General features: G+C 37.8%; 24 protein-coding genes and 1 tRNA gene. 9 read left to right on the forward strand and 16 right to left on the reverse strand.

Annotated features, from left to right (window positions below):
• Positions 1 to 110: 110 nt before the first annotated feature.
• Entirely contained in the window at positions 111 to 968 is an 858-nt protein-coding gene (map, locus tag LMC10_RS04310) for a type I methionyl aminopeptidase (protein WP_003664420.1), read from the reverse strand.
• Positions 969 to 1,081: 113 nt separating this feature from the next.
• On the opposite strand from map, the gene LMC10_RS04315 reads away from it, so the two are divergent.
• The 3 genes from LMC10_RS04315 to LMC10_RS04325 all read left to right on the forward strand — a co-directional run bounded on the left by LMC10_RS04315 (position 1,082) and on the right by LMC10_RS04325 (position 2,517).
• Positions 1,082 to 1,540 carry a flavodoxin gene (locus LMC10_RS04315; protein WP_003674777.1) on the forward strand — a complete coding sequence of 153 codons (459 nt, stop codon included), beginning with the start codon at positions 1,082 to 1,084 and terminating at the stop codon, positions 1,538 to 1,540.
• A complete protein-coding gene (locus tag LMC10_RS04320; protein ID WP_229269038.1) occupies positions 1,533 to 1,970 on the forward strand; it encodes a GtrA family protein in 438 nt (145 codons plus the stop codon). The genes LMC10_RS04315 and LMC10_RS04320 overlap by 8 nt, the downstream gene beginning before the upstream one ends.
• 97 nt (positions 1,971 to 2,067) lie before the next feature.
• Entirely contained in the window at positions 2,068 to 2,517 is a 450-nt protein-coding gene (locus tag LMC10_RS04325; protein WP_229269039.1) for a UCP014422 family protein, read from the forward strand.
• A gap of 43 nt (positions 2,518 to 2,560) precedes the next feature.
• On the opposite strand, the gene wecB is transcribed toward LMC10_RS04325, so the two are convergent.
• The 4 genes from wecB to LMC10_RS04345 all read right to left on the reverse strand — a co-directional run bounded on the left by wecB (position 2,561) and on the right by LMC10_RS04345 (position 6,226).
• Positions 2,561 to 3,682, reverse strand: coding sequence for a non-hydrolyzing UDP-N-acetylglucosamine 2-epimerase (wecB, locus tag LMC10_RS04330; protein WP_229269040.1), 1,122 nt, complete (start codon positions 3,680 to 3,682; stop codon positions 2,561 to 2,563).
• Between the two features lie 79 nt (positions 3,683 to 3,761).
• A tRNA-Arg gene (locus tag LMC10_RS04335) sits at positions 3,762 to 3,834 on the reverse strand.
• Between the two features lie 59 nt (positions 3,835 to 3,893).
• Positions 3,894 to 5,195 (reverse strand): DEAD/DEAH box helicase, encoded by a 1,302-nt coding sequence (locus LMC10_RS04340; protein ID WP_229269041.1) that lies wholly within the window; start codon positions 5,193 to 5,195, stop codon positions 3,894 to 3,896.
• A gap of 11 nt (positions 5,196 to 5,206) precedes the next feature.
• Entirely contained in the window at positions 5,207 to 6,226 is a 1,020-nt protein-coding gene (locus tag LMC10_RS04345; RefSeq protein WP_229269042.1) for a Gfo/Idh/MocA family protein, read from the reverse strand.
• A 160-nt stretch (positions 6,227 to 6,386) separates the two neighbouring features.
• On the opposite strand from LMC10_RS04345, the gene LMC10_RS04350 reads away from it, so the two are divergent.
• Positions 6,387 to 6,749: a DUF4828 domain-containing protein gene (locus LMC10_RS04350; protein ID WP_003670659.1), complete on the forward strand. Its 363-nt coding sequence runs from the start codon at positions 6,387 to 6,389 to the stop codon at positions 6,747 to 6,749.
• Positions 6,750 to 6,785: 36 nt separating this feature from the next.
• Here LMC10_RS04350 and LMC10_RS04355 read toward each other — a convergent pair whose 3' ends face one another.
• From LMC10_RS04355 to LMC10_RS04375, 5 genes are all read right to left on the reverse strand, one after another.
• The gene (locus LMC10_RS04355; RefSeq protein ID WP_219178469.1) at positions 6,786 to 7,361 is read right to left on the reverse strand and encodes an LOG family protein; all 576 of its coding nucleotides are present in this window, start codon (positions 7,359 to 7,361) and stop codon (positions 6,786 to 6,788) included.
• 4 nt (positions 7,362 to 7,365) lie between these two features.
• Complete coding sequence (locus LMC10_RS04360) at positions 7,366 to 8,289, reverse strand: lactate/malate family dehydrogenase (protein WP_020843255.1); 924 nt, start codon at positions 8,287 to 8,289, stop codon at positions 7,366 to 7,368.
• 104 nt (positions 8,290 to 8,393) lie between these two features.
• Positions 8,394 to 9,923, reverse strand: a complete 1,530-nt coding sequence (locus tag LMC10_RS04365) for a glutamate--cysteine ligase (protein WP_229269043.1) — start codon at positions 9,921 to 9,923, stop codon at positions 8,394 to 8,396.
• Between the two features lie 136 nt (positions 9,924 to 10,059).
• Positions 10,060 to 11,091, reverse strand: a complete 1,032-nt coding sequence (locus LMC10_RS04370) for a DUF3114 domain-containing protein (protein ID WP_229269044.1) — start codon at positions 11,089 to 11,091, stop codon at positions 10,060 to 10,062.
• Positions 11,081 to 11,536, reverse strand: a complete 456-nt coding sequence (locus LMC10_RS04375) for a GNAT family N-acetyltransferase (RefSeq protein WP_229269045.1) — start codon at positions 11,534 to 11,536, stop codon at positions 11,081 to 11,083. Before LMC10_RS04375 ends, LMC10_RS04370 begins: the two co-directional genes overlap by 11 nt.
• A 136-nt stretch (positions 11,537 to 11,672) precedes the next feature.
• Here LMC10_RS04375 and LMC10_RS04380 point away from each other — a divergent pair, with 136 nt between their 5' ends.
• Both LMC10_RS04380 and LMC10_RS04385 read left to right on the forward strand, forming a co-directional pair.
• Entirely contained in the window at positions 11,673 to 12,380 is a 708-nt protein-coding gene (locus LMC10_RS04380; RefSeq protein ID WP_229269046.1) for a Bax inhibitor-1/YccA family protein, read from the forward strand.
• 12 nt (positions 12,381 to 12,392) lie between these two features.
• The gene (locus LMC10_RS04385) at positions 12,393 to 13,568 is read left to right on the forward strand and encodes an MFS transporter (RefSeq protein WP_229269047.1); all 1,176 of its coding nucleotides are present in this window, start codon (positions 12,393 to 12,395) and stop codon (positions 13,566 to 13,568) included.
• A gap of 23 nt (positions 13,569 to 13,591) precedes the next feature.
• Here the strand turns inward: LMC10_RS04385 and LMC10_RS04390 are convergent, their stop codons facing one another.
• Both LMC10_RS04390 and LMC10_RS04395 read right to left on the reverse strand, forming a co-directional pair.
• Positions 13,592 to 14,161: a hydrophobic protein gene (locus LMC10_RS04390; protein ID WP_229269048.1), complete on the reverse strand. Its 570-nt coding sequence runs from the start codon at positions 14,159 to 14,161 to the stop codon at positions 13,592 to 13,594.
• 60 nt (positions 14,162 to 14,221) lie between these two features.
• A complete protein-coding gene (locus tag LMC10_RS04395; RefSeq protein ID WP_153706507.1) occupies positions 14,222 to 14,731 on the reverse strand; it encodes a GNAT family N-acetyltransferase in 510 nt (169 codons plus the stop codon).
• A 146-nt stretch (positions 14,732 to 14,877) separates the two neighbouring features.
• Between LMC10_RS04395 and LMC10_RS04400 the strand changes: the two genes are divergently transcribed.
• Complete coding sequence (locus LMC10_RS04400) at positions 14,878 to 15,312, forward strand: LytTR family DNA-binding domain-containing protein (RefSeq protein WP_020843261.1); 435 nt, start codon at positions 14,878 to 14,880, stop codon at positions 15,310 to 15,312.
• On the forward strand, positions 15,309 to 15,755 hold the full coding sequence (locus tag LMC10_RS04405) for a DUF3021 domain-containing protein (protein WP_122481487.1): 447 nt from the start codon (positions 15,309 to 15,311) through the stop codon (positions 15,753 to 15,755). Before LMC10_RS04400 ends, LMC10_RS04405 begins: the two co-directional genes overlap by 4 nt.
• A gap of 7 nt (positions 15,756 to 15,762) precedes the next feature.
• Here the strand turns inward: LMC10_RS04405 and LMC10_RS04410 are convergent, their stop codons facing one another.
• Positions 15,763 to 16,686, reverse strand: coding sequence for a peptidoglycan recognition protein family protein (locus tag LMC10_RS04410; protein WP_229269049.1), 924 nt, complete (start codon positions 16,684 to 16,686; stop codon positions 15,763 to 15,765).
• 249 nt (positions 16,687 to 16,935) lie between these two features.
• Between LMC10_RS04410 and LMC10_RS04415 the strand changes: the two genes are divergently transcribed.
• On the forward strand, positions 16,936 to 18,018 hold the full coding sequence (locus LMC10_RS04415) for an LLM class flavin-dependent oxidoreductase (protein ID WP_229269050.1): 1,083 nt from the start codon (positions 16,936 to 16,938) through the stop codon (positions 18,016 to 18,018).
• Positions 18,019 to 18,069: 51 nt separating this feature from the next.
• Here the strand turns inward: LMC10_RS04415 and LMC10_RS04420 are convergent, their stop codons facing one another.
• The 3 genes from LMC10_RS04420 to LMC10_RS04430 all read right to left on the reverse strand — a co-directional run bounded on the left by LMC10_RS04420 (position 18,070) and on the right by LMC10_RS04430 (position 19,819).
• Positions 18,070 to 18,528: a methylated-DNA--[protein]-cysteine S-methyltransferase gene (locus LMC10_RS04420; protein ID WP_229269051.1), complete on the reverse strand. Its 459-nt coding sequence runs from the start codon at positions 18,526 to 18,528 to the stop codon at positions 18,070 to 18,072.
• A gap of 14 nt (positions 18,529 to 18,542) precedes the next feature.
• The gene (locus tag LMC10_RS04425) at positions 18,543 to 19,196 is read right to left on the reverse strand and encodes a nitroreductase (protein ID WP_107721442.1); all 654 of its coding nucleotides are present in this window, start codon (positions 19,194 to 19,196) and stop codon (positions 18,543 to 18,545) included.
• An 83-nt stretch (positions 19,197 to 19,279) separates the two neighbouring features.
• On the reverse strand, positions 19,280 to 19,819 hold the full coding sequence (locus LMC10_RS04430) for a hypothetical protein (protein ID WP_003664443.1): 540 nt from the start codon (positions 19,817 to 19,819) through the stop codon (positions 19,280 to 19,282).
• Between the last annotated feature and the right edge of the window lie 14 nt (positions 19,820 to 19,833).

A 19,833-nucleotide genomic window follows, 5' to 3' on the forward strand; every position in this document is an offset into this window, starting at 1 on the left:
ACTACAAGGCTCGAGGCTAAGTCCGAACGATAATTAGCCCGTGCCGTGCTAATCACCGCTCTATCCTTAGCCCACCGCCTTGTCGAGAAAGTTAATTCCCACTCACTTTTTTAATTTTCAAACTGCTTAGCAACCTTTTCTGCGATCTCACGGTAATGGTCTAAGTACTTAGCATAATTATCATCGTACATGTAATCAGCATCTGCTTCTGGATCTTGAGACGTCAAAATCTTCGGACCATCATTCGTAATAACTAAGGTATGTTCGTATTGGCAACTCCAACCACCATCAGCAGTCTTGGCAAGCCAACCACTTGGATCACTAGTATCAGCTTCCCAAGTACCGGTGTTAATCATTGGTTCAACAGTAATGGTCATCCCGTTACGAAGACGAATTCCTTGACCGTGTTCGCCGTAATGAGGCACCATTGGATCTTCATGCATCGTTGGTTGAATACCGTGACCAACAAATTCACGGACATCCCCATAGCCATTCTCATCTTCTGTGTAGTGTTGAATCACCGCACCAATATCACCAATCCGGTTACCAGGAACACATTGGTCAATTCCCATAAACAGTGACTTCTTAGTAACGTCCATTAACTTTTGGATTTCAGGGGAAACTTCTCCTACCGCATAGCTCCAGCAAGAATCACTGAAAGCACCGTCAACACTGACAACCGTATCAACCTTTACTAAGTCGCCCTTCTTTAAGATTAACTTCTTACGAGGGAATCCGTGACAAATTTCATCATTCACACTAACACAAGTAGCGTACTTGTATCCTTCAAAGCCAATTTGTTCAGCTTTAGCTCCAGCAGCCTTGAAGTACTTCCGAGCGAATTCTTCAATCTTCCAACTTGAGATGCCTGGCTTAATAATTTTACGAAGGCCAAGGTGCATTGCCGCTAAGGCTGCCCCGGCCTTTTCCATTGCATCGATTTCTCGAGGTGATTTTAAACTAATCATTTTCGCGATCTCCTTATTTACAATCTAACATAAATAGTATACCACTTGTCTGCCCTGATATCGCAAACCGTGCTATACTATATGAACGTTATAGATTTAATGGAGGTTATAAAATGGCAAAAGCACTTGTAGTATACGCAACCATTACCGGTAATAATGAAGACGTTGCGGATATCATTACTGACGCTCTGGAAGATTTAGGAGTAGAAGTCGATGAAGTTGAAATGACAATGGCTGATCCAGCTGACTTTGAAGAAGCTGATATTTGTGTGATCTGTCCTTACACTTACGATGAGGGAGCTCTTCCAGAAGAAGGAATTGACTTTTATGAAGACTTGCAAGAAGAACAACTAGCAGGCAAAGTTTACGGAGTTGCCGGCTCTGGTGATACTTTCTATGGGGATGACTTCTGTGTCGCCGTCGATAAATTTGGGGATGCCCTTGCCAAGACGGGTGCAACTAAGGGCGCTGAAAATGTTAAAATCAACCTCGCACCAGATGAAGAAGACATTCAAAAGCTCGATGCCTTCGCTAAGCAATTAGTAGAGAAGGCGGCTAAACTGAATGATTAAGGATCTGTGGGTAAAATATAAGTCAATCATCGCCTACCTTTTCTGGGGCGTTGTCACAACGGTGGTTAACTTAGCAGTGTTCCAGCTTTTGAGTTCTGGGATCCATTGGAATTATCAAGTAGCTAATGTTATTGCCTGGTTTTTATCGGTTTTAGTAGCTTACTTCACTAATAAAGTCTGGGTATTCGGATCACATTACACTACCGTTAGTGACTTTATTGTTGAGTTTCTTCGGTTCTATTTCTACCGAGGCCTCACACTTGTATTAGATATAATTATTATGTATGTTGGGGTTTCTTTATTAGGATTCAATGATCCTCTCCAACAATTTATCGTTAAATTTATTGATAATGTCATTGTGGTAATTGCTAATTACATTTTCTCAAAGTGGTTAATCTTCAAAGATAACCGTGATATTGCAGATAAATAAATGATAGTATTCGGACTGTAAACTTACAGTGCGAATTTTTTATTTATTTTGCGAATCCCAACTATAATAAATATGAAGAAGGGACTGACCTAAAACGATGAAGAAATTCCCACCAATTGAAAAAATATTAGAAGCTTATACAGCAATTGCTGACGGTCACGTTAAACTTGAAAACGATCAAGCACTCGTAACCTCTTCTAATGAAGCGAAAACTTATACCGTCACCTTTCACGATAATACCTATACTTCAAATGACAATGCCTCTTACTGGCAAGGCTATCTTGGCTATCCTGGAATCGCGGTTCTGATGCTTCAGGGAAAGTTGCCCTATGATAAGAAATTAGCTCAACAATTTGCTGGAGTTGATTGGAATAAAATCAATCAAGAATATAAGCGTAATTATGCGCAAGCTGCTGATGCTGTTATGACTGCTAAAGGAATTGATAAGAAGAAAGCAGAGACGGAACTTCATCATGTTTACGATGCCCTAAAGCAATTACCAATTATCGTTAAACGTGGATCATTACGACCACCTAAAGCAAACTAAAGGTGAATAAGAGACTACTCTTTTACATCTCTTATTCACCTTTTTATTGTTGTGATAAGTATTTTTCAACAATTTTAAGAATCTTTTCGCTTGCGTGCCCATCCCCAAATGGTACTTCCGCTAGTTCCATTTGCCGATACTTCTTCTCATCATTTAACAATTCAAAAACCGCTTGTTGAATCGTTGTCGGATCAGTACCAACAATTTTTACGCCCCCTAGGCTGACCGCTTCCTGACGTTCTGTTTCATCCCGTAAAAGCAAAAGAGGGCGATGCAATGCTGGAGCTTCTTCCTGCAAACCGCCTGAATCAGTTAACAGAATCGAACTCCGGGCAGCAATATTTAAGAAATCGTGATGATTTAATGGTGTAATAAGATGAATTCGGTCGTGATCTCCTAAAATATCATTAGCCAGTGATTCTTCTTCTGGATGAGGATAGACAGGAAATATCAGGTCAAGATTGTTGTTAGTTTCCACAATATCACGCATTGTATGGAAAACACGCTTCATGGGGGCGCCGAGGTTATCTTTGCGCCGCATTGTCATTAATAAAATCCGATTATTTGCTGGGATAGACTGCAGTAAAGGATGCGTAAAATCTTCTTGTAAATTATGCTTCACGCTATCAATTGAAGTATTTCCAGTAACATAGATTCGTTTTGCCGGATGGTGCTCTTGCAATAAATTATCGCGGGTACTTGTCGTTGGCGCAAAATAAAGGTCTGCTAGATTATCTGTAAGGCGCCGATGCATTTCATCAGGGAATGGTGAATACCGTTCATAAGTACGCAAACCAGCTTCGACATGGCCAAGTGAAATATGATGATAAAAGCTGATCAAGCTGGCAGCTAAAGTTGTAGTAGCATCGCCAACCACAAGGATCATATCTGGTTGTCCGGCATTAATCACATTATTTAAGTTATGTAAAAGCTGGCTCAACAACTCAACTTCATTTGTGCTTGTTGCGTTCGATAAATCAACACTGAAATCAATTTGAAAATCCAAATATGCCAACGTGTCGTTTAATAATTGTGAATTTCCCGTTGCAACAAGAACCGGTTGCCAGGTCGCAGGATTTTGATGCATCAATCTAATGATCGGCGCCAACTTCAAAACCTCAGCCCGCGTACCAAACAAAAACATAATCTTATATGGTGGCTGCATTAATGACTCTCCTTTCAGCTTTTAATAAAAAAGACGTAATCACTAAACAAAGCAATCACGTCGACAGTGCATTATCAAATGGTCCCATCCGGATTTGAACCGGAATCGACCGCTTAGGAGGCGGATGTACTATCCAATTATACTATAGGACCAAACTAAAGAATATTATCGCATTTACGAGGGATTTCGTAAAGACGGTAATTATTCTTTTTTAGTTTTCGTTATTTTTACGACGATGCTTCAAACGAATTCCTTTATTTTTGCGATTCTTTTTCTTCCGCCGTTTCTTTGGCTTAGAGAATCCACTGAGGGTTTGATTCATCTTTTTATGGGTTTCCCCACTTAATTGTTCTTTTTGCAAGTGACGACTAGCCTGCTTTTTGATTGAAACCACCCGTTGCCCTTCTTCTGGTTTCTGGTTGGTTAATTTATTATCACCAATATAGAGCTTAGTTAGTTCATAGTCACTATCAGTAAGTAGCTTCTTAAGGTCACGAATATCATGATCATCACCTAAACTAAGTGCTAACCCTGGTTCTCCTTGTCGCCCAGTACGGCCAACCCGATGAATATAGGTATTGAGCGATGTTGGCAAGTCAAAGTTAATAACGGCAGGCAATTTAGGAATATCAATGCCCCGGGCTGCCAAATCCGTCGTCAACAACAACTTGATTTGCCGCTTCCGAAACATCCGCATTGCTTTTTCCCGTTGTACTTGTTTCTGCCTACCACCCAAGGTATCGACCGGAACATGTTCGTGTCGCAACCGACTTGCAGCATAGTTAAGAGTACGGGTACTGTTGAAGAAGACAAGCGCCCGAAAATCTTTAATACTTGTCATCCGGCGTAAAGTTGCTGTTTTTTGCGCATTGGTTCGTGCACTTAAGTAACCATGTTCTACCGGTCCCTGAGAAGTATCCTCATCCCGCACATCAATAGTTTCAATATCGCGACCAAACATCACATTCAATTCATCCAGAACAGGAGACTTTGTAGCAGAAAAGAATGCTAGTTGAGTAGATAACGGGGTTGCACGCTCAATATCTTCTACGACAGCTAAAGTATCGTCCTGAAGCATGTCATCAGCTTCATCAATAACCATTGTCATTAGATGGCCGAGCTTTAAATGATGGTTATCAAGCATATGGAGTACCCGTCCAGGTGTCCCTACTACGACATCAGGGTGTTGGTGCAAATTCATAACTTGTCGCCGTAAATTTGCCCCCCCTGTCAGGGATTGAACGCTAACACCAATTAAAGTTGCCCATTCACGGATTACCTTGGTTGTTTGAATTGCCAATTCTTGTGAAGGTGCGAGAACCAATAATTGAGTTCCCTCGCCTGGCATAATCTTAGGCAAGAGTGGCAACGTAAAGGCTAGGGTCTTTCCAGAGCCAGTCGGTGCTATTCCAAGGACAGATTGGTCAGTTTTTAATGCCGGCGCAACTGCTTTTTGGATTGCTGTTGGTTGCTTGTATTTTTCATCAAAGTGTTTTTGAAATTGTTCGATCAAATTAAATCATCCTATTCTTGATCGTTATCAGATGGGAAAACTAGTTGAGCAGATTGACGAAGGGAGTACATAACTGAGTTGACCGTCTTAGATAATTCTAACCAATGCTTGTACTTCTTCATTTCTTCTTCATCATCAGGATTGTTAAAGAGGTCTGCGAAATCATTCATTTCATCAGTCATTGAATTTTCTTCAACTGGTGCTTCGATTGGGTGCGCATTTTGGTCAGCATCATAGTAAGTAACCTTTCGCGTATCAAAAATACTATCAAAGACTAAAGTATCCTTCAAGCCGTAAACTTCAGAATAAAGGTGGGAGTTAGCTGTCTTACCAAAATTGAGAGTGACAGTAAATTTGTCATAGTTAAGAATTGCAACCCCTTTACCATCAACCCCGGTTTTAGTGAGAGTTGGGAAGTAAACTACAGATTCTGGTTCACCATAAATAGTAACGGCACCATAAACAGCATATACACCGAGGTCCATTAATGCTCCCCCAGCATACTTAAGGGTAAAAATATTTGGATATGGTTCACTGCCATTAAGAACTTTATCAAAACGAGATGAGTATTTCATTACAGTGATGGTTGCTCCTTGAACATAATGTTCCTTCATCTCATCAACTTTCTTCAAGGCAGCTTGATAAATCTTGGTATGGATATGACGGGCTGCTTCAACTAAACGTGCCTTAGGATGGGCTGCCAATAATGATTCAATTGCACTGTATTCACTTGGATTTACGAAAGCTGGCTTTTCAACAATAATAAATTTATCGTTTTCAATTGCTTTCCGTGCTTGTTGGTAGTGCAAACTATTTGGTGAAGCAATATAAACGACATCAAAATTACCCTCTTCAAAGAACTTATCAATGTCATCGTAAAATTCAGTTGCCCCATATGGCTTGCCAAACTTCTCAGCATGTTCTAATGTCCGAGAATAGACAGCTGTCAATTCATATTTCCCTGTTGTCTTGGCTGCATCTAACATCTGATCAGTAATAATATTTGTTCCAATAACACCAAGTTTTAACATAAAATCAACTCTTCCTTTTCAAATATTTCTTTGCTTACATCTAATTTTAACAATTATTGCGCGTTTTTAACAGAAATGAAATCTTCTGATAATAGAAATGTGTGTATAATTAGTTATGTTATAGAATGACTTATCACTTAATTGAGGAGACTGATAAAATATGAGAAAAAAAGGAATGTTACTTTTCGGCGCGGGGCTAATGGCTGGACTCACCAGTACTTTAGGGTTCAGTCGCGCAAAGAAAAGCAATAATACGATTTCGTTACCTATCTTTTATGCGGGCACATGGCAATATTATGATAAAGAACGAGATCGCTCTCATAAAATAACTATCTCTCCTGAATTAAAGCTCGGCATCGATAACCAAATCATTCCGGCAACGGTTCAACAAATCAAACCTGATAAGTTAGTTTTTCTTGATCGGTTTGGCTATCACATTACTATCCGAGCTAATGAGCAACGACCAGTTTCACTAACTGATGAAGCTGATGACCAAGTTTATACTATTCAACCATTAAAATAATGTTGGCGCTGTAAGACAGCGTTTTTTATTTTTAAATTATTTTTGAGTGTACTGACGATGTGCCGGTGCTTTGTAATTTTGCATAAATGCCAAAATCTGGTCGAACTGGTCACTAAAACAGATACTATTCAAATAAGGATCTTCTACAAAGCCAGCCTTATTCATTTGCTTAAATAGATCGTTTAACGAATCATAAAAACCATTAAAGTTGTAAAAAGCAACGGGCTTATGATTGTCGCCCACTGTTGTCCATGAAGCAGCTTCGGTAATTTCCTCTAATGTTCCAAAGCCACCAGGGAAAGCTAATAATCCATCCGCAAGATTCATCATCGTTTGCTTGCGAATATCCATATTAGGAACAATTCTTACATCTTTTAATTCGTTATAAATGGCTCCACGTTCAGCTAATTCAGTAGTAATTACCCCGTGAACAACGCCCCCATTTTGCAAGACCGTCCGAGCAAGGGTTCCCATCAAGCCAAACGCACCGGCACCATAAACCAATTCAATATCGTGTTGGACCAACCATTCACCAAATCGGTGTGCTTCATGATTAAATGCCGGATCATTACCATCACGTGCACCACAATAGACTGCAATTCGTTTAATCATACAACTACTCCCCTTTAATATTTTTTAGAGAATCTAATTGATGCTTAATTGTTGCTGCCGCACTCTTAATCTCTTCTTCTTCCAATGGATAAAGTTTTAAGAGCAGAAGGTTGCCAATTCCTTGCCGACCAATTAACGCTGGAAAACTGATGTAAGTGGAATACTGCGGCTGATAAATTGCAACTGGCAACGCTAATTGTTCATCCGCGAAAATTGCCGTAATAATTCGTAGAGTCCAGGCAGTAACAGCACTAACATTATACCCTAACCCATCAAGAGTGTACCAATTACTAAGGTTCGCCTTAATTTTAAGCTGACTTTGATCTAAGTGGTGGCCATTGATTGCCGCGGTTAAGGGTTGTCCATTTACGCGAACAGTTGACCAAGCGAATACTTGATGGCCATCATGCTGACCATAGACAAAGCCAGTTACATTAGCAGCGGCTACCTTTGCAGCTTCTGCAATTGCCCGATAAAGGCGCGCAGTTTCAACAACCGTGCCAATCCCAATTACTTGCTTTTGCGGCAAGCCAACTTTTTGCTGAAGAACAGCAGTAATTGCCTCATTCGGATTAGTAAGGTTAATTAGGATCCCACTAAAATCACTCTTAAAAATCTTATTACCAACTTGTAAGGCCTGCTGATAACTGGTCTCAAGCTCAGCCATTGGTTGTTGCTTCATCAAAGCACTCTTTCCAAAGGCGGTAATAAGAACATCCGCATCGGCTAAGGCAGCGTAATCTTGAATAATTATTTTTGTATGGGTCGCCAAGACCGTCTGCGCATCATTTAAATCGGCCTGAATTGCAATTGCTAGTTGATCTTTCTCATCAATCAAAACTAATTCGTCAACTTTTCCGTTCATTACCAACTGGTTGGCTAACATTTCACCCACATGACCAAGACCAATAATTCCAATCTTTCTCATTTATAGCGCTTCTTTCTATTTCCCGGGAAATAACGAAAGTGAAGATAAGGTTATTACCCTACTTTAAAAAGATAGAGACTAGGAAATAATCTCCTCAGTCTCTTTTATTTTTCCTGAAAATCCTGAACTTCTGGGAAATCACTAAGAATTACATCACGAGCACCCTTTGAGAAATCAAAAGCTGCTTGAGCATTATAGCTTTCTTGATGATTCCCTATATGTAATACTACTTGCGTTGGTTGCAAATCTACTTGAACGCCTAACTCAATGGCAGCTTTGACCAATTGTTGAACATCATCTGAGTAAACATCGCTAATTGCTTGCAGAGGATGTTGGAAATTAATATTTTTAGTATAACGATCATTAGCAATCTTCAATCCAAATGATAATAAGTCACCATTTTCAAGTTGATCTGCTAACTGACCGCTAAGAGTTAGGGAGGGGTCATCCACTCGTCGTTGAACGAACTTCAAAGCAAGCTGATATTCTCGCGGAGCATTAAACTCAACAATAAAGTTTTGCAACTCTGCGATTAATTGCATTGCTTCTTCATGCATCCACGGTAACTGCTCCTTCGGTTTTTGCAAGGCCACTTCATTATTCCGCTTTTTTGCTTCCGCTAATCGTTCCTCCAAATTATCAGGTAATGGTGAAAGAATACTATTTAAAAGCATTAATTCAAGGAAGTTAATCGTATCATCACTAATTCCTGTCCGCGACAACGGATCAAGGTCAAAATTACGAAACTCAAGATAATCAATACCTTCTTGTAAAGCCCCATCAATGTCATGCATATCATGGTTATGCCGTCGTAATCGTACTGGACCAAAGAATTCCTTCATACTATAGTAAGTGCCATTATCCATGAAGTGCTTTAGTTCTGTAAAATGCTGGTCGTATGAAGTATAGGTAACTTGCTCATTGGTAAAATTGTCATCCCCATAATCACTACAACGCAAACTACGAACTGGCAACTCCAAATCCTCAGGAATACTATGTGGCATATCTTCAGAAACCGGACTTGCGCCATACAAGTACGTAAATAACCATTGATAAAGGTAGAATTTTTGCGCTAATTTAAAGTAAAGATGATTTTGAAAATCAATGCGGTTTGGATACCGGTCCGCATAAAAGCGGTGATAAATCTCGTCGATTAATCCACCGTCTAAACTAAAATTAACATGAACATCCCCCAAGATTTCTTGAACAATGCCGTATTTTTTGCCTAGATAATCATGAGTCTGTTGGTCCCATTTTTTTGTAAATGCCGTTTGTAAATACTCAAGATCATGCTGATAAGTCGGTCCCGGTGCCATACTTAGCGGCCATAAGCGTTCATCACTCCGTAAATGTGAGATAACAATTTGTTCTAACATCTTTAGTTGCCGGACTGCATTCTTAGCTCCAACAACTGGACCCGTTTCAAAGTCCATCATGTCATCCGTATAGCCTGAGTTCAAATAAATATTATATTGCCGTGAACGCAGATTTTCAGGATATGGATAACGACTTGCCCGCCCATTGGTCAAAATTCGGTGCTTCTTTGCCTCTAAACCAAACTGTGAAGAAAAAAGTTTGGCATTTAATGACGGTTCTTTTAAAGCTGCTTTAAGTTGATCATAATCGGTTCCCATCCAAGAATCCCTCCAATCAATCATTTTAATTTTATTCAAATTCAACCATAACACTTTTGGAACATAATAGACAATAATAACTTAATTATTTCACTGGATAATCACTTCAAAATAGATTAACGCTTTCTGTCCTTAATTATACCAATCTCCGCCACCAAGGAACATAAAAGTGCTGATAAGCTTTCTTCTTAGCAAAGAAATGATTAATCCCTCTATTCTTACACTGGTGTTCCTTTAATGAATTGACATAATCAGCATAAACTTCTATTCGCTGCGAATCTGGAACGCCCCGCCACGCTATAACATCCTGCATATTTTTTACTAAGTCAGCATAATTGCCGCCCTCATCATAATCAATAGGTGCCTGCCAATATTTTTTAGCGACTCTTCGAAGCTGACTATCGGTTGGTTGAGTAATATCAAGCCGTTGATGAGTATGCCGATATTTACCGGTTACATAATACTCTCCATAGGGAATCCCATAGTTAAAAGATTCTGTATCAGCAATTTGCCGTAATTGATTGGTCGAATAATTAGTTGGATCCGTATCAATTCTTCCTTGTTCATCAAAGTGATAAACATTCCATTGACTAATAAACTTTCCTGTTTCGATATCAACAATAAATTCAATCATTCGGGCTGGATTAGCATACCAACGATATGAATTACGAACTAATTGAACCTTCATATTAGATGGGTAAGTAAATTTATGATGATAACGATTATGGTAATTAGCACCAGTTTTAAAGTCTAATTTAAAGTGATTATCTTGGGCATAGGAAATCAATCGTTGAAAATCTGTCGCTTCTGGTGAAAGAGAGGGACGCTGATATTGGCGAATAAAAGTGATGTTTTGCCGATCAAGATAACTGCGAAACAGATGAATTTTACGTCCTAATAAATCCGCTCTTAGTCCTTTCTTCCCTGAGTAGGCTGTTACAACTAAATCACGAAAATAAGGATAGAAAAAGCTGGTAGGGGCTAACTGAGATGAAAATTGATAGATGGTTGGGGGAAATTGAAGAAAGCCATAGTTATCAATATAAGCTTGTAAATGGTGATTAATAATTAAGTCAAGCTGTTCATGAGCATTAAGATCGCTTTGTTTCAAGGCTCTTACATAGTTAACAGAACCAATTTGATTTGCTTTCATCATGTTATTTATCACAAATTTTGTTTAGCGGTTCATGAACCATCGTAACATGCTCACGTTCGGCCTCTATAAAATGGTCACCGACAGATGCAAAACCATATTTTTTATAAAATTCTTCAACATAGGCTTGAGCATGAATAGTTATCTTAAATTGGGGGAAATTTTCTTTAATTCCGCTTAATAAATGTTCAATAATCTTTCCACCTAAACCAATACCGCGTGCTTGTGGAGCTACAACTACACGGCCAAAAGTTACAACATCATTCTGAATAAAATAACGTGCATAAGCAACTACTTCACCATTAGTAGTCGCAAAAACATGGTGCGCAAGTGGGTCCCTATCGTCTGGATCAGGATAGGAACTCTGCTGTTCTCCATTAAAAACTTGTGCTCGCAACTTAAGAATGGCAAAAAGCTCATTAACTGTTAGTGCATTAAATTGTTTATCAGACCATTGCATAATTTATTCCTCCTATAATTTCATATATTATACAAAAACTAGCAAGTTAGCATAATTTTTCTGCAAAACAATTTTATTATTAAATTTAGGGAATATAATAAAGGTAAGAATTTATTTGTGAAGGGAGCGTGCAATAATGGATAATTTTTCACCTAACCGTCGAAACGTTGTTGATATTACCAGCTTAAATAAGTTTTTAACAAAAATGTATTCTTTAATGACCCTGGCAGTATTGCTTTCTGCCTTAACCGCTTGGCTCGTAATGACTGTTTTCGCTCAGCAATTCACTGCTTTTATGGTCAATAACCGCTGGGGAATGTGGTTAATTATTCTCTTGCCAATCATCCTGACGTTGGGGATTAATTTTAATGCCACCCGTAGCCCTGGCCTTTGTCTGTTCCTATTAATTTTAACAGCGATCGTCTACGGAATTACCTTTGCTTTTATTGCAGGCGCTTACGCTAGCACCGATATTGCAACAGCCTTTGTTTCCTCAGCGGGTGTATTCTTAACAATGGCGATTATTGGTACTTTCTCTCACCGTGATTTTACGCGAATTGGTTCTTATGCTAGCGCAGCATTAATTGGCTTGATTATCGCCATGCTGGTTAACTTTTTTGTGCAAAGTCCAATAATTAATTATCTGCTTTCAATCGTTGCGGTAATCATTTTTACGGCATTAACAGCTTGGGATGCGCAACGAATGAAAAATATCTATACCGAGTGTAATGGTCAAGTATCATCCAATGGGCTAGCTGTCCTTGGTGCATTGCAGCTTTACCTTGATTTTATTAATCTCTTTATTAGTTTCTTAGACATTTTTGGATCAAGTAATGAAAGATAAAAACAGTAAATCATGAAATCAAATACAAATATTCACCACTTACCCTATAAACTCTCACTCTTAGCAATTTCATTATTTATAATGATGTCGGCAGTAATTTCGCCAGCACTTCCTTTAATGATGCACGCATTTCCTACAATTAGTCATGTAAATATTGAATTGCTCGCTACTATTCCAAACCTTGGTATGATTTTTGGATTATTAATTAGTCCTTTTCTCAACAGGAAATGGTCACCAAAAAGGATTATCCTTATTAGTTTACTTACTGTTGGGATTGCTGGTACTCTTCCGGCTATCTTAAATAATTATCTACTAATTTTAATTTCGCGGATCTTTTTAGGAATTGGAATCGGGAGCTATAATTCGTTAGCTGTGAGCTTAATTCCGCAATTATATACTGGCAATCAGCATGAATTGAATCGGATGATTGGTTTTCAAAATATTATGAACAACTTAGGCTATGTCGTCGGCTCATTAGCAATCTGTTATTTAGTCACTTTATCCTGGCATGCTGTCTTCCTTGTTTATATTATTGCAATTCCAGTTTTACTAGCATTTAAAATCTGGGTACAATTACCAAAGTCTACTAAAAAGGCAAAAAATAACTCACTATCGTTTCATGATTTAACTAAATTAGTCCAACCAGTTATTGTCTGGATTAGTATCATGGTATTGCTAATTTATATTTTTTACATGGCCCTTGCCTACAAACTACCGACATTAATTGTCGATGCCGGTTTAGGGAATGAAAGTACTGCTTCCCTCTTGCTGGCCCTTCTTGCCGCCATTGGTATTCCAATTAGCGCTGCCTTTGATTGGCTTGAACAACGGCTTCATCAATTTGTATTTCCACTTTGTTTAGCATTTAATGCTGGCGGCTTCTTCTTGATTAGTACCGCTCACCATTTCTGGATATTAGTAACCGGGTGTATTATTCTCGGAAGTGGTTTTGGCCTTGTAATGCCCTTTATTTTTAAATGGATTGATAATGTTAGCGATAAAAATGCCGTTAATTTCTCAACAACCATTGTCTTGATCATGATGGATATCGGATGTGCGATTTCTCCGCTGACAATTGCCCTGATTGATCGTACCGCAAGAGGAGCGTTATTCTCATCTGCTATTTTCTTCACATTATTAACAATTTATGGCTTACTTAAGAGCCTAAAACACACTTTTATTAGATAACAAAAATGGTCAGCGAAAAAATGCTAGTTTTTTCCTGACCGTTTTTTCTTAGTATATTTTTTCCACACTAATGCCTCTTTAATACACGGATAGTGACGAATAAGGATTAATGTGTATGTACCAGTTGTAACCGTAAGTAATAGCCAAATTACCCACCCATTATCTGGCAAAAATTTAAAACGTTCTCGTAAAACTTCATCTAATAATTCAAATAATAGCCCTTTAAAAGTCATCTTTAACCCTAAGAGGTGATCCGTTGCAATTTCAACCATAAATACGAGGGCAAATCCATATAAATAGGCCCAACCACGCCGATATTTAAATATATGATTACCATATTTATCTTTTTTCGCTGTTTTTACAATGCGAACACTAAATGTTTGAAACCAGCCAAGCATAATGCCAATTAAAATTAGAACAATCGTAACCAGCAAATGCCATTCCTGTCGCTCCGTAAAAATCGAAATAATCGTCATGACTAATGCATAAAGCGGAATAATTATAAAACTAGTCTTAGTCACAGTTTCTAATTGAAATGTTCCTTTAATGAAATTATATAAAATCAATAGACAAAAAATTATTAAGAGAGTCATTAAACATCCCTCCTAATATAAATATAAGATAGATTTTAATAACTCTCCACTATTACACTTTTAATCGTCTAAAGTAATTCTTTTTTCAAAGCGAAACATTTCATTATTACTATCCTGAATTTCGAAATTAGGATCTGGATGGCTTTGGTTATAAAATTCTACAGCAGCAAAGCCACAACGATTGATATAAAAATGAATATTTCGTTTATCAAAATACGGGGTACATGTCTCCCAAAGAACTGTTTGTGGATATTTCTGCTCTAATGCAGTCCAAATTTTATAACCAATTCCTTTATTTTGATGTGCAGTATCAACATATAAGAAGTCTAAATGATTGTGATGAGTTTGATCATCGATTTGTACAATTGCGCCACCCACAATCTCATGATCTACAACCGCTTTAAATCCATGGGCATTATCACAAGCAAGAGATGCATAAATATCTTCAGTCGGTAATACATCTTCTAATGAGCTATCCTGTACTTGAGCTGCTTGATTAAATGAATCTTTCATTGCAGGAACAAAAATTGGTAAATCTTTTTCATTAAGTGGCATAAGCTTAAAATCCATCGTTTTACCTCCTAAAATACATAAAACTAAACGACCAATAATTTAAGGAATTTTACCATCTACTGCGAATTTTTGACCACTTATTACATATATAATGTAAGCAATGGCAAATATAATATACTTAGCTTAGAAAGGAAGTGGGAACTATGAAAGTAAACTGTCATATCGACCCTAATATTGAAGAGGAACACCTCGATTTATTTGTCCGTGAAATGAATCCCCAAATCAATAACCTCTTAAAAAGTTTTACAAGTACCGAACCAGTATTATGGTGTTATGACGCCGATCAAATCATCCCCATTAAATTCCCTGATATCTTTGAACTAACTGTCGCTAAGACCGGTACTAATATTTCAACAAAAGATCATACCTACTTTTATCGTGAACGATTATCCCACTTCAAAAGCAATCTTCCGAATGATTTTATTGAAGCATCTGGCAGCACTATTTTTAATTATCATTACCTTGATCACCTTGAGTTATTAGATAATGGTTTGATAGATGCAATTTTAACAAATGGTAGCCATATTCAGATTTCGCGACGAAAAATCAAAAATTTGAAAGCGAGGTTAGGACTATGAAAAAATATGTCAAATATACGATTGGTTTCTCAGGAATCGGGGTTCTAATTGGTTTAGCAATCTCTTTGGTTTTCAACTATCTTAATGGCAGTACCACTTACTACCCATCATCCCCTAATTTTGTTAACCAATTCGCCCATCCCCTTAACAGCGTAACTGTTTCTGTTATTTTATGGATGCTAATTGGCTGTGTTTTTGGGTTTGGCAGTTTAATTTTTGAACTTAAAAATTGGTCACTGCTAAAGAAAACAATCATTAATTTTTGTGCTTACTATGCTGGCTTTGCGCCATTAGCAATTCTATGCGGTTGGTTCCCATTGACTTGGATTAATTTTGCTATTTTCACGCTTATCTTTATTGTAATTTATGCCATAATTTGGAGTCTTAATTGGTATTCGATAAAAAAAGAGATTCGCTCAATTAATCAGCAAATCAAAAAGTAGTTTTCCCTCACATTTGATTGTAATAAGCCTGGACCAATTCAACAAAGTTATTAATGTTATAAGTTGTTCCAAATAGCTTACGAGCCGTTGTCGACCAATAAGAAATCGGGTCTTCGTGATCAGTTCCACCAAGATAGCTTGAAATCATTGCATGTGTCCAAACAGTGCCACCACCATCTTTGGTTCCTTTCGTCACGGGCAAATTATTCTGTTTTAAGATATAGGCTGTATAGTAAGCAGCGTTGCCAAGCTGGTTTGCAAAAGATGCTGCGGTATATTCATGAGGCATTTCAAACTGGACAAAGTATGGATTAGCATATGGCCCCGCTCCTTCTGCCATATATTTTGTATCCGCAATATTAATAATTTGTTGATTATCAATAAATGTATGAACAAACACTCTAGTTGAACTATAATTTTGCTTCATGTAAGATACTTCACTACTAATCGTTGAATTTTCATTCCCAGTATCATGAATTACGACCCCACGAGGATTTCCAGATGAAGTACTATACCCGCGTTGTTCAAATATACTTGAAATTTGTTTAGTAATTTTAGCGTGTGGAAGACCAGATTGAGTAAGATAATTATTGATTTCGTTGTTCATTTTCAATTCAATATCGGTGGCCCGAACAAAATAATTTTTTCCATTATAGTTAATCCGTGCGTAAGTATCATCGTTATCATTAGAAGTCAGATAGTAGCGATTGACCTTAACTAATGCTTGATCAGGCAGGTTGACGCGTTGAATTGCTGAAAGTGAATTATATACTCTTGCGCCACTGCTTAACGCAGCCGTTTCACTAACAGCATATGAATTACTGACCTCCCGCGTATGATGAGAATAAAACCAACTTCCGCCGATTATTGCCGCGATGATTATAATAAGTGATAGATATATTAAATTTTGTTTTTTCTTTCTCTTTGCCATATTAGCTATTGTAACGAATAAATTTGAATTTTGTAGGAAAAAGCTAATTATTTATAAGTAAAGTTAAAAATCCCTTGCCGTCATCAATACTGAAAGCAAGGGATCATCTTTATTTACCAACCATTAATCAATCCCACAGCAAGCACGATCTTTACGTGATTAACACCTATGCAAGTGACATTGTTAAATAAAAATATTTATGATATTATACACTTACAAAAAATAAGCAAGAGGAAGGAGCAACTAATTATGAATGTCGAATTAGGAATCTCAACATTTGGTGAAACGACCCCACTCGAAAAAACAGGTAAGGCAATTAGCCATGATGAACGGATTAGAAATCTTATTGAAGAAGTAGAATTGGCCGACCAAGTAGGAATTGATGCATATGCTATCGGTGAGCACCACCGCAAAGACTTTGCAGTTTCGGCACCTGAAATCATTATAGCGATGGCGGCCGCAAAAACAAAACAAATTCATCTTTCAAGCGCCACTACTAATTTACCAACGATTGATCCAATTCGGGTTTTTGAGCAATATGCCACAATTGATGCAATGGCTCCTGGAAGAATTGAAATTATGGCTGGCCGCGGATCATTTACTGAAGCTTTTGACTTATTTGGTTACGATCTTGATAATTATGATGAACTATTTAAAGAAAAATTGGATATGCTAGTTGAAATTAACCGGAACGAAATTCTTGATTGGCCAAAAGGAAAGTTCACGCCAAAGGTTGACCACATTGGAATCTATCCTCGGCCAAAGAAGCCCTTGAAAATATCGCTAGCTACTGGCGGCAATCCTAACTCGACTATTAGAGCGGCCGAAATGGGACTACCAATCGTTTATGCAATTATTGGTGGTCAGATGGATGCCTTTAAGCCATTAGTACAGCTCTATCGTGTTGTGGCTGAAAAAACAGGTCACAAATTAAGTGAAATGCCAGTTTCTGCCCACTCGTGGGGATGGCTAAGCGATGATAAGGAAAAGGCAATCAAAGAATATTTCTATCCAACTAAATTGCTTGTTGATACGATTAGTAAAGAGCGGCCACAATGGACTGGCATGACATATGAACAATACCTTGAAAGCATTGGCGAAAATGGTGTTATTTTTGTTGGGGATGCCGATACAGTTGCTGACAAGATTATTAAAATGATGGAATTACTTGGCTTGAAGCGTTTCTACCTTCACTTGCCAATTGCCTCAATGCCACATAAAGATGTATTAAAAGCAATTGAAATTTATGGGAAAGAAGTTGTACCAAAAGTCAAAAAATATTTCAAAGATAAAAGCAAATTGAATGACTTTTCAATTAAATGGAAAGAATAAAAAGATAGACGTGAGTGGGAAAAACTTTTTCTCACCCGCGTCTTTTTATTATTAAGGTTTAATATTCTCAATTGCTAACAATTTCTTTTTGCGTTCAAGGCCACCGCTATAGCCCGTTAATTTACCATTTTGTCCAAGAACACGATGACATGGGATAAACAGTAAAATTGGATTTTTACCAACAGCATTCCCCACTGCCCGTGGACTACTATTAATTCTCTGAGCTAGTTGCCCATAAGTCACTGTTGTCCCATAAGGAATCTGTCTTAATTGTTGCCAAACTTTTTGTTGAAAATCTGTACCGTTCAAATAGAACTGGGGGTATGTTAAAGGGACATTTCCCAGGAAATAATCATCTAACCATCTAACAGCCTCTTTAATTGAAGGATAATTAGGATTGAAAATATCCTCTTCAGGTTGATCAACAAATTTTACCTCAGTGATTCCATATTTATCTGCTTGAATTCCAATCTTTCCTAAAGGCGACGAGTAATTAAACCTTGCAATCATTATGACCTTTCTCTTTAGTTAAAATGTAAAATTTCATTTACAGGACGACGCTCTGAATGGTAGCTATTAATTGTCGTATCGGCCGAATAACCAAGCGAGATACCAACGATAAACCGTTCATCGTCTGGCACATTCAAAGTTTGGTGAAGAATAGCCGGGAAACGAACGCTGTTATAGGTTGGAATCGTTCCCAAGCCATAAGCAGTTGCGGCTAACATAATATTTTCAGCAAACAAGCCCGCATCAAAAATCGACCAATCTGGTGAAGCTTTAGGAATAGTAATATAAAGAATTACAGGCGAATCATATAAAGTATTACTGGCATTTGTCATCTTTTCATGAGCTTCATCAAAATTAGCAAAATGATGAACAATTCCATGCCGCCATTGCTTCATATTATCTTGGGTTTGCGGTGCCCAATCTTCACGGCTCATCACTGGCAAATCTGAATTCCCTTGGTTACCTGCAATATCTTGATCACGATAAGCATTCTTAATCGCTTGTAATGTATCGCCCATCGCACAATATACTTGCCAAGGTTGGGAGTTTACCCATGATGGAGCACGTTGAGCTAATTCAACAATTTTAGTAATCATCTTCTTTTCAACTGGTTTGTTCGTAAATTGACGAATTGAATGGCGTTGATTAATTGCATCTTGTAAATCCATTAGATGATTCCTCCTAAATTACATACTCTTACTAAAGTTTAGCATATTTAGGTTTACTTTAATAAGATCTTGTATTGGTCACTTTATTTCTTTCGCCGCACCGCTTCCCTAATCTTGGGATAACGAACCATTAAGCAGGCTCCATAGGTAAAACTAGTTGCAACATTTAATACCCAGATGAACCAGGCATTGTGACTGCGGAAAAAGGCGATAGTAGATAAGTCTTTAAGGACCTCTTCAAACAGTTCATGTGATATTTCCGTAGCGTTAATATGTGCACCATAAAATACTTCAACGCTAATCCCAATCGCAAATGAAACAAGCCAACCCACAAGATACGGCCAATTTCTTTTAACCTTTAAAATCGGCCGCTGGTGGGAATCTAGTTTATTGGTGTCTTTAATTTGCGTTTTGCTTGCCTGTAGAAAGCCAATCGAAGCTCCTAAGATTAGAAGAATAATTGTAAGTCCAGCTGCCGTTAAAGATCTGACGTTTTCTAAACTCAAAACCATCATAATTGCGGAATACACGGGGATAATTATTAGCTCAAATCGTGTTACCTTTTCATATTCAAATGTTCCCTTAATGAATTTATAGATTAATAGAATTACAAATATAGTCATTGATAATACCCTAA

This window comes from Limosilactobacillus reuteri subsp. simiae (assembly GCF_020784875.1).
In the GTDB taxonomy this organism is placed as follows: Bacteria; Bacillota; Bacilli; order Lactobacillales; family Lactobacillaceae; genus Limosilactobacillus; species Limosilactobacillus reuteri_H.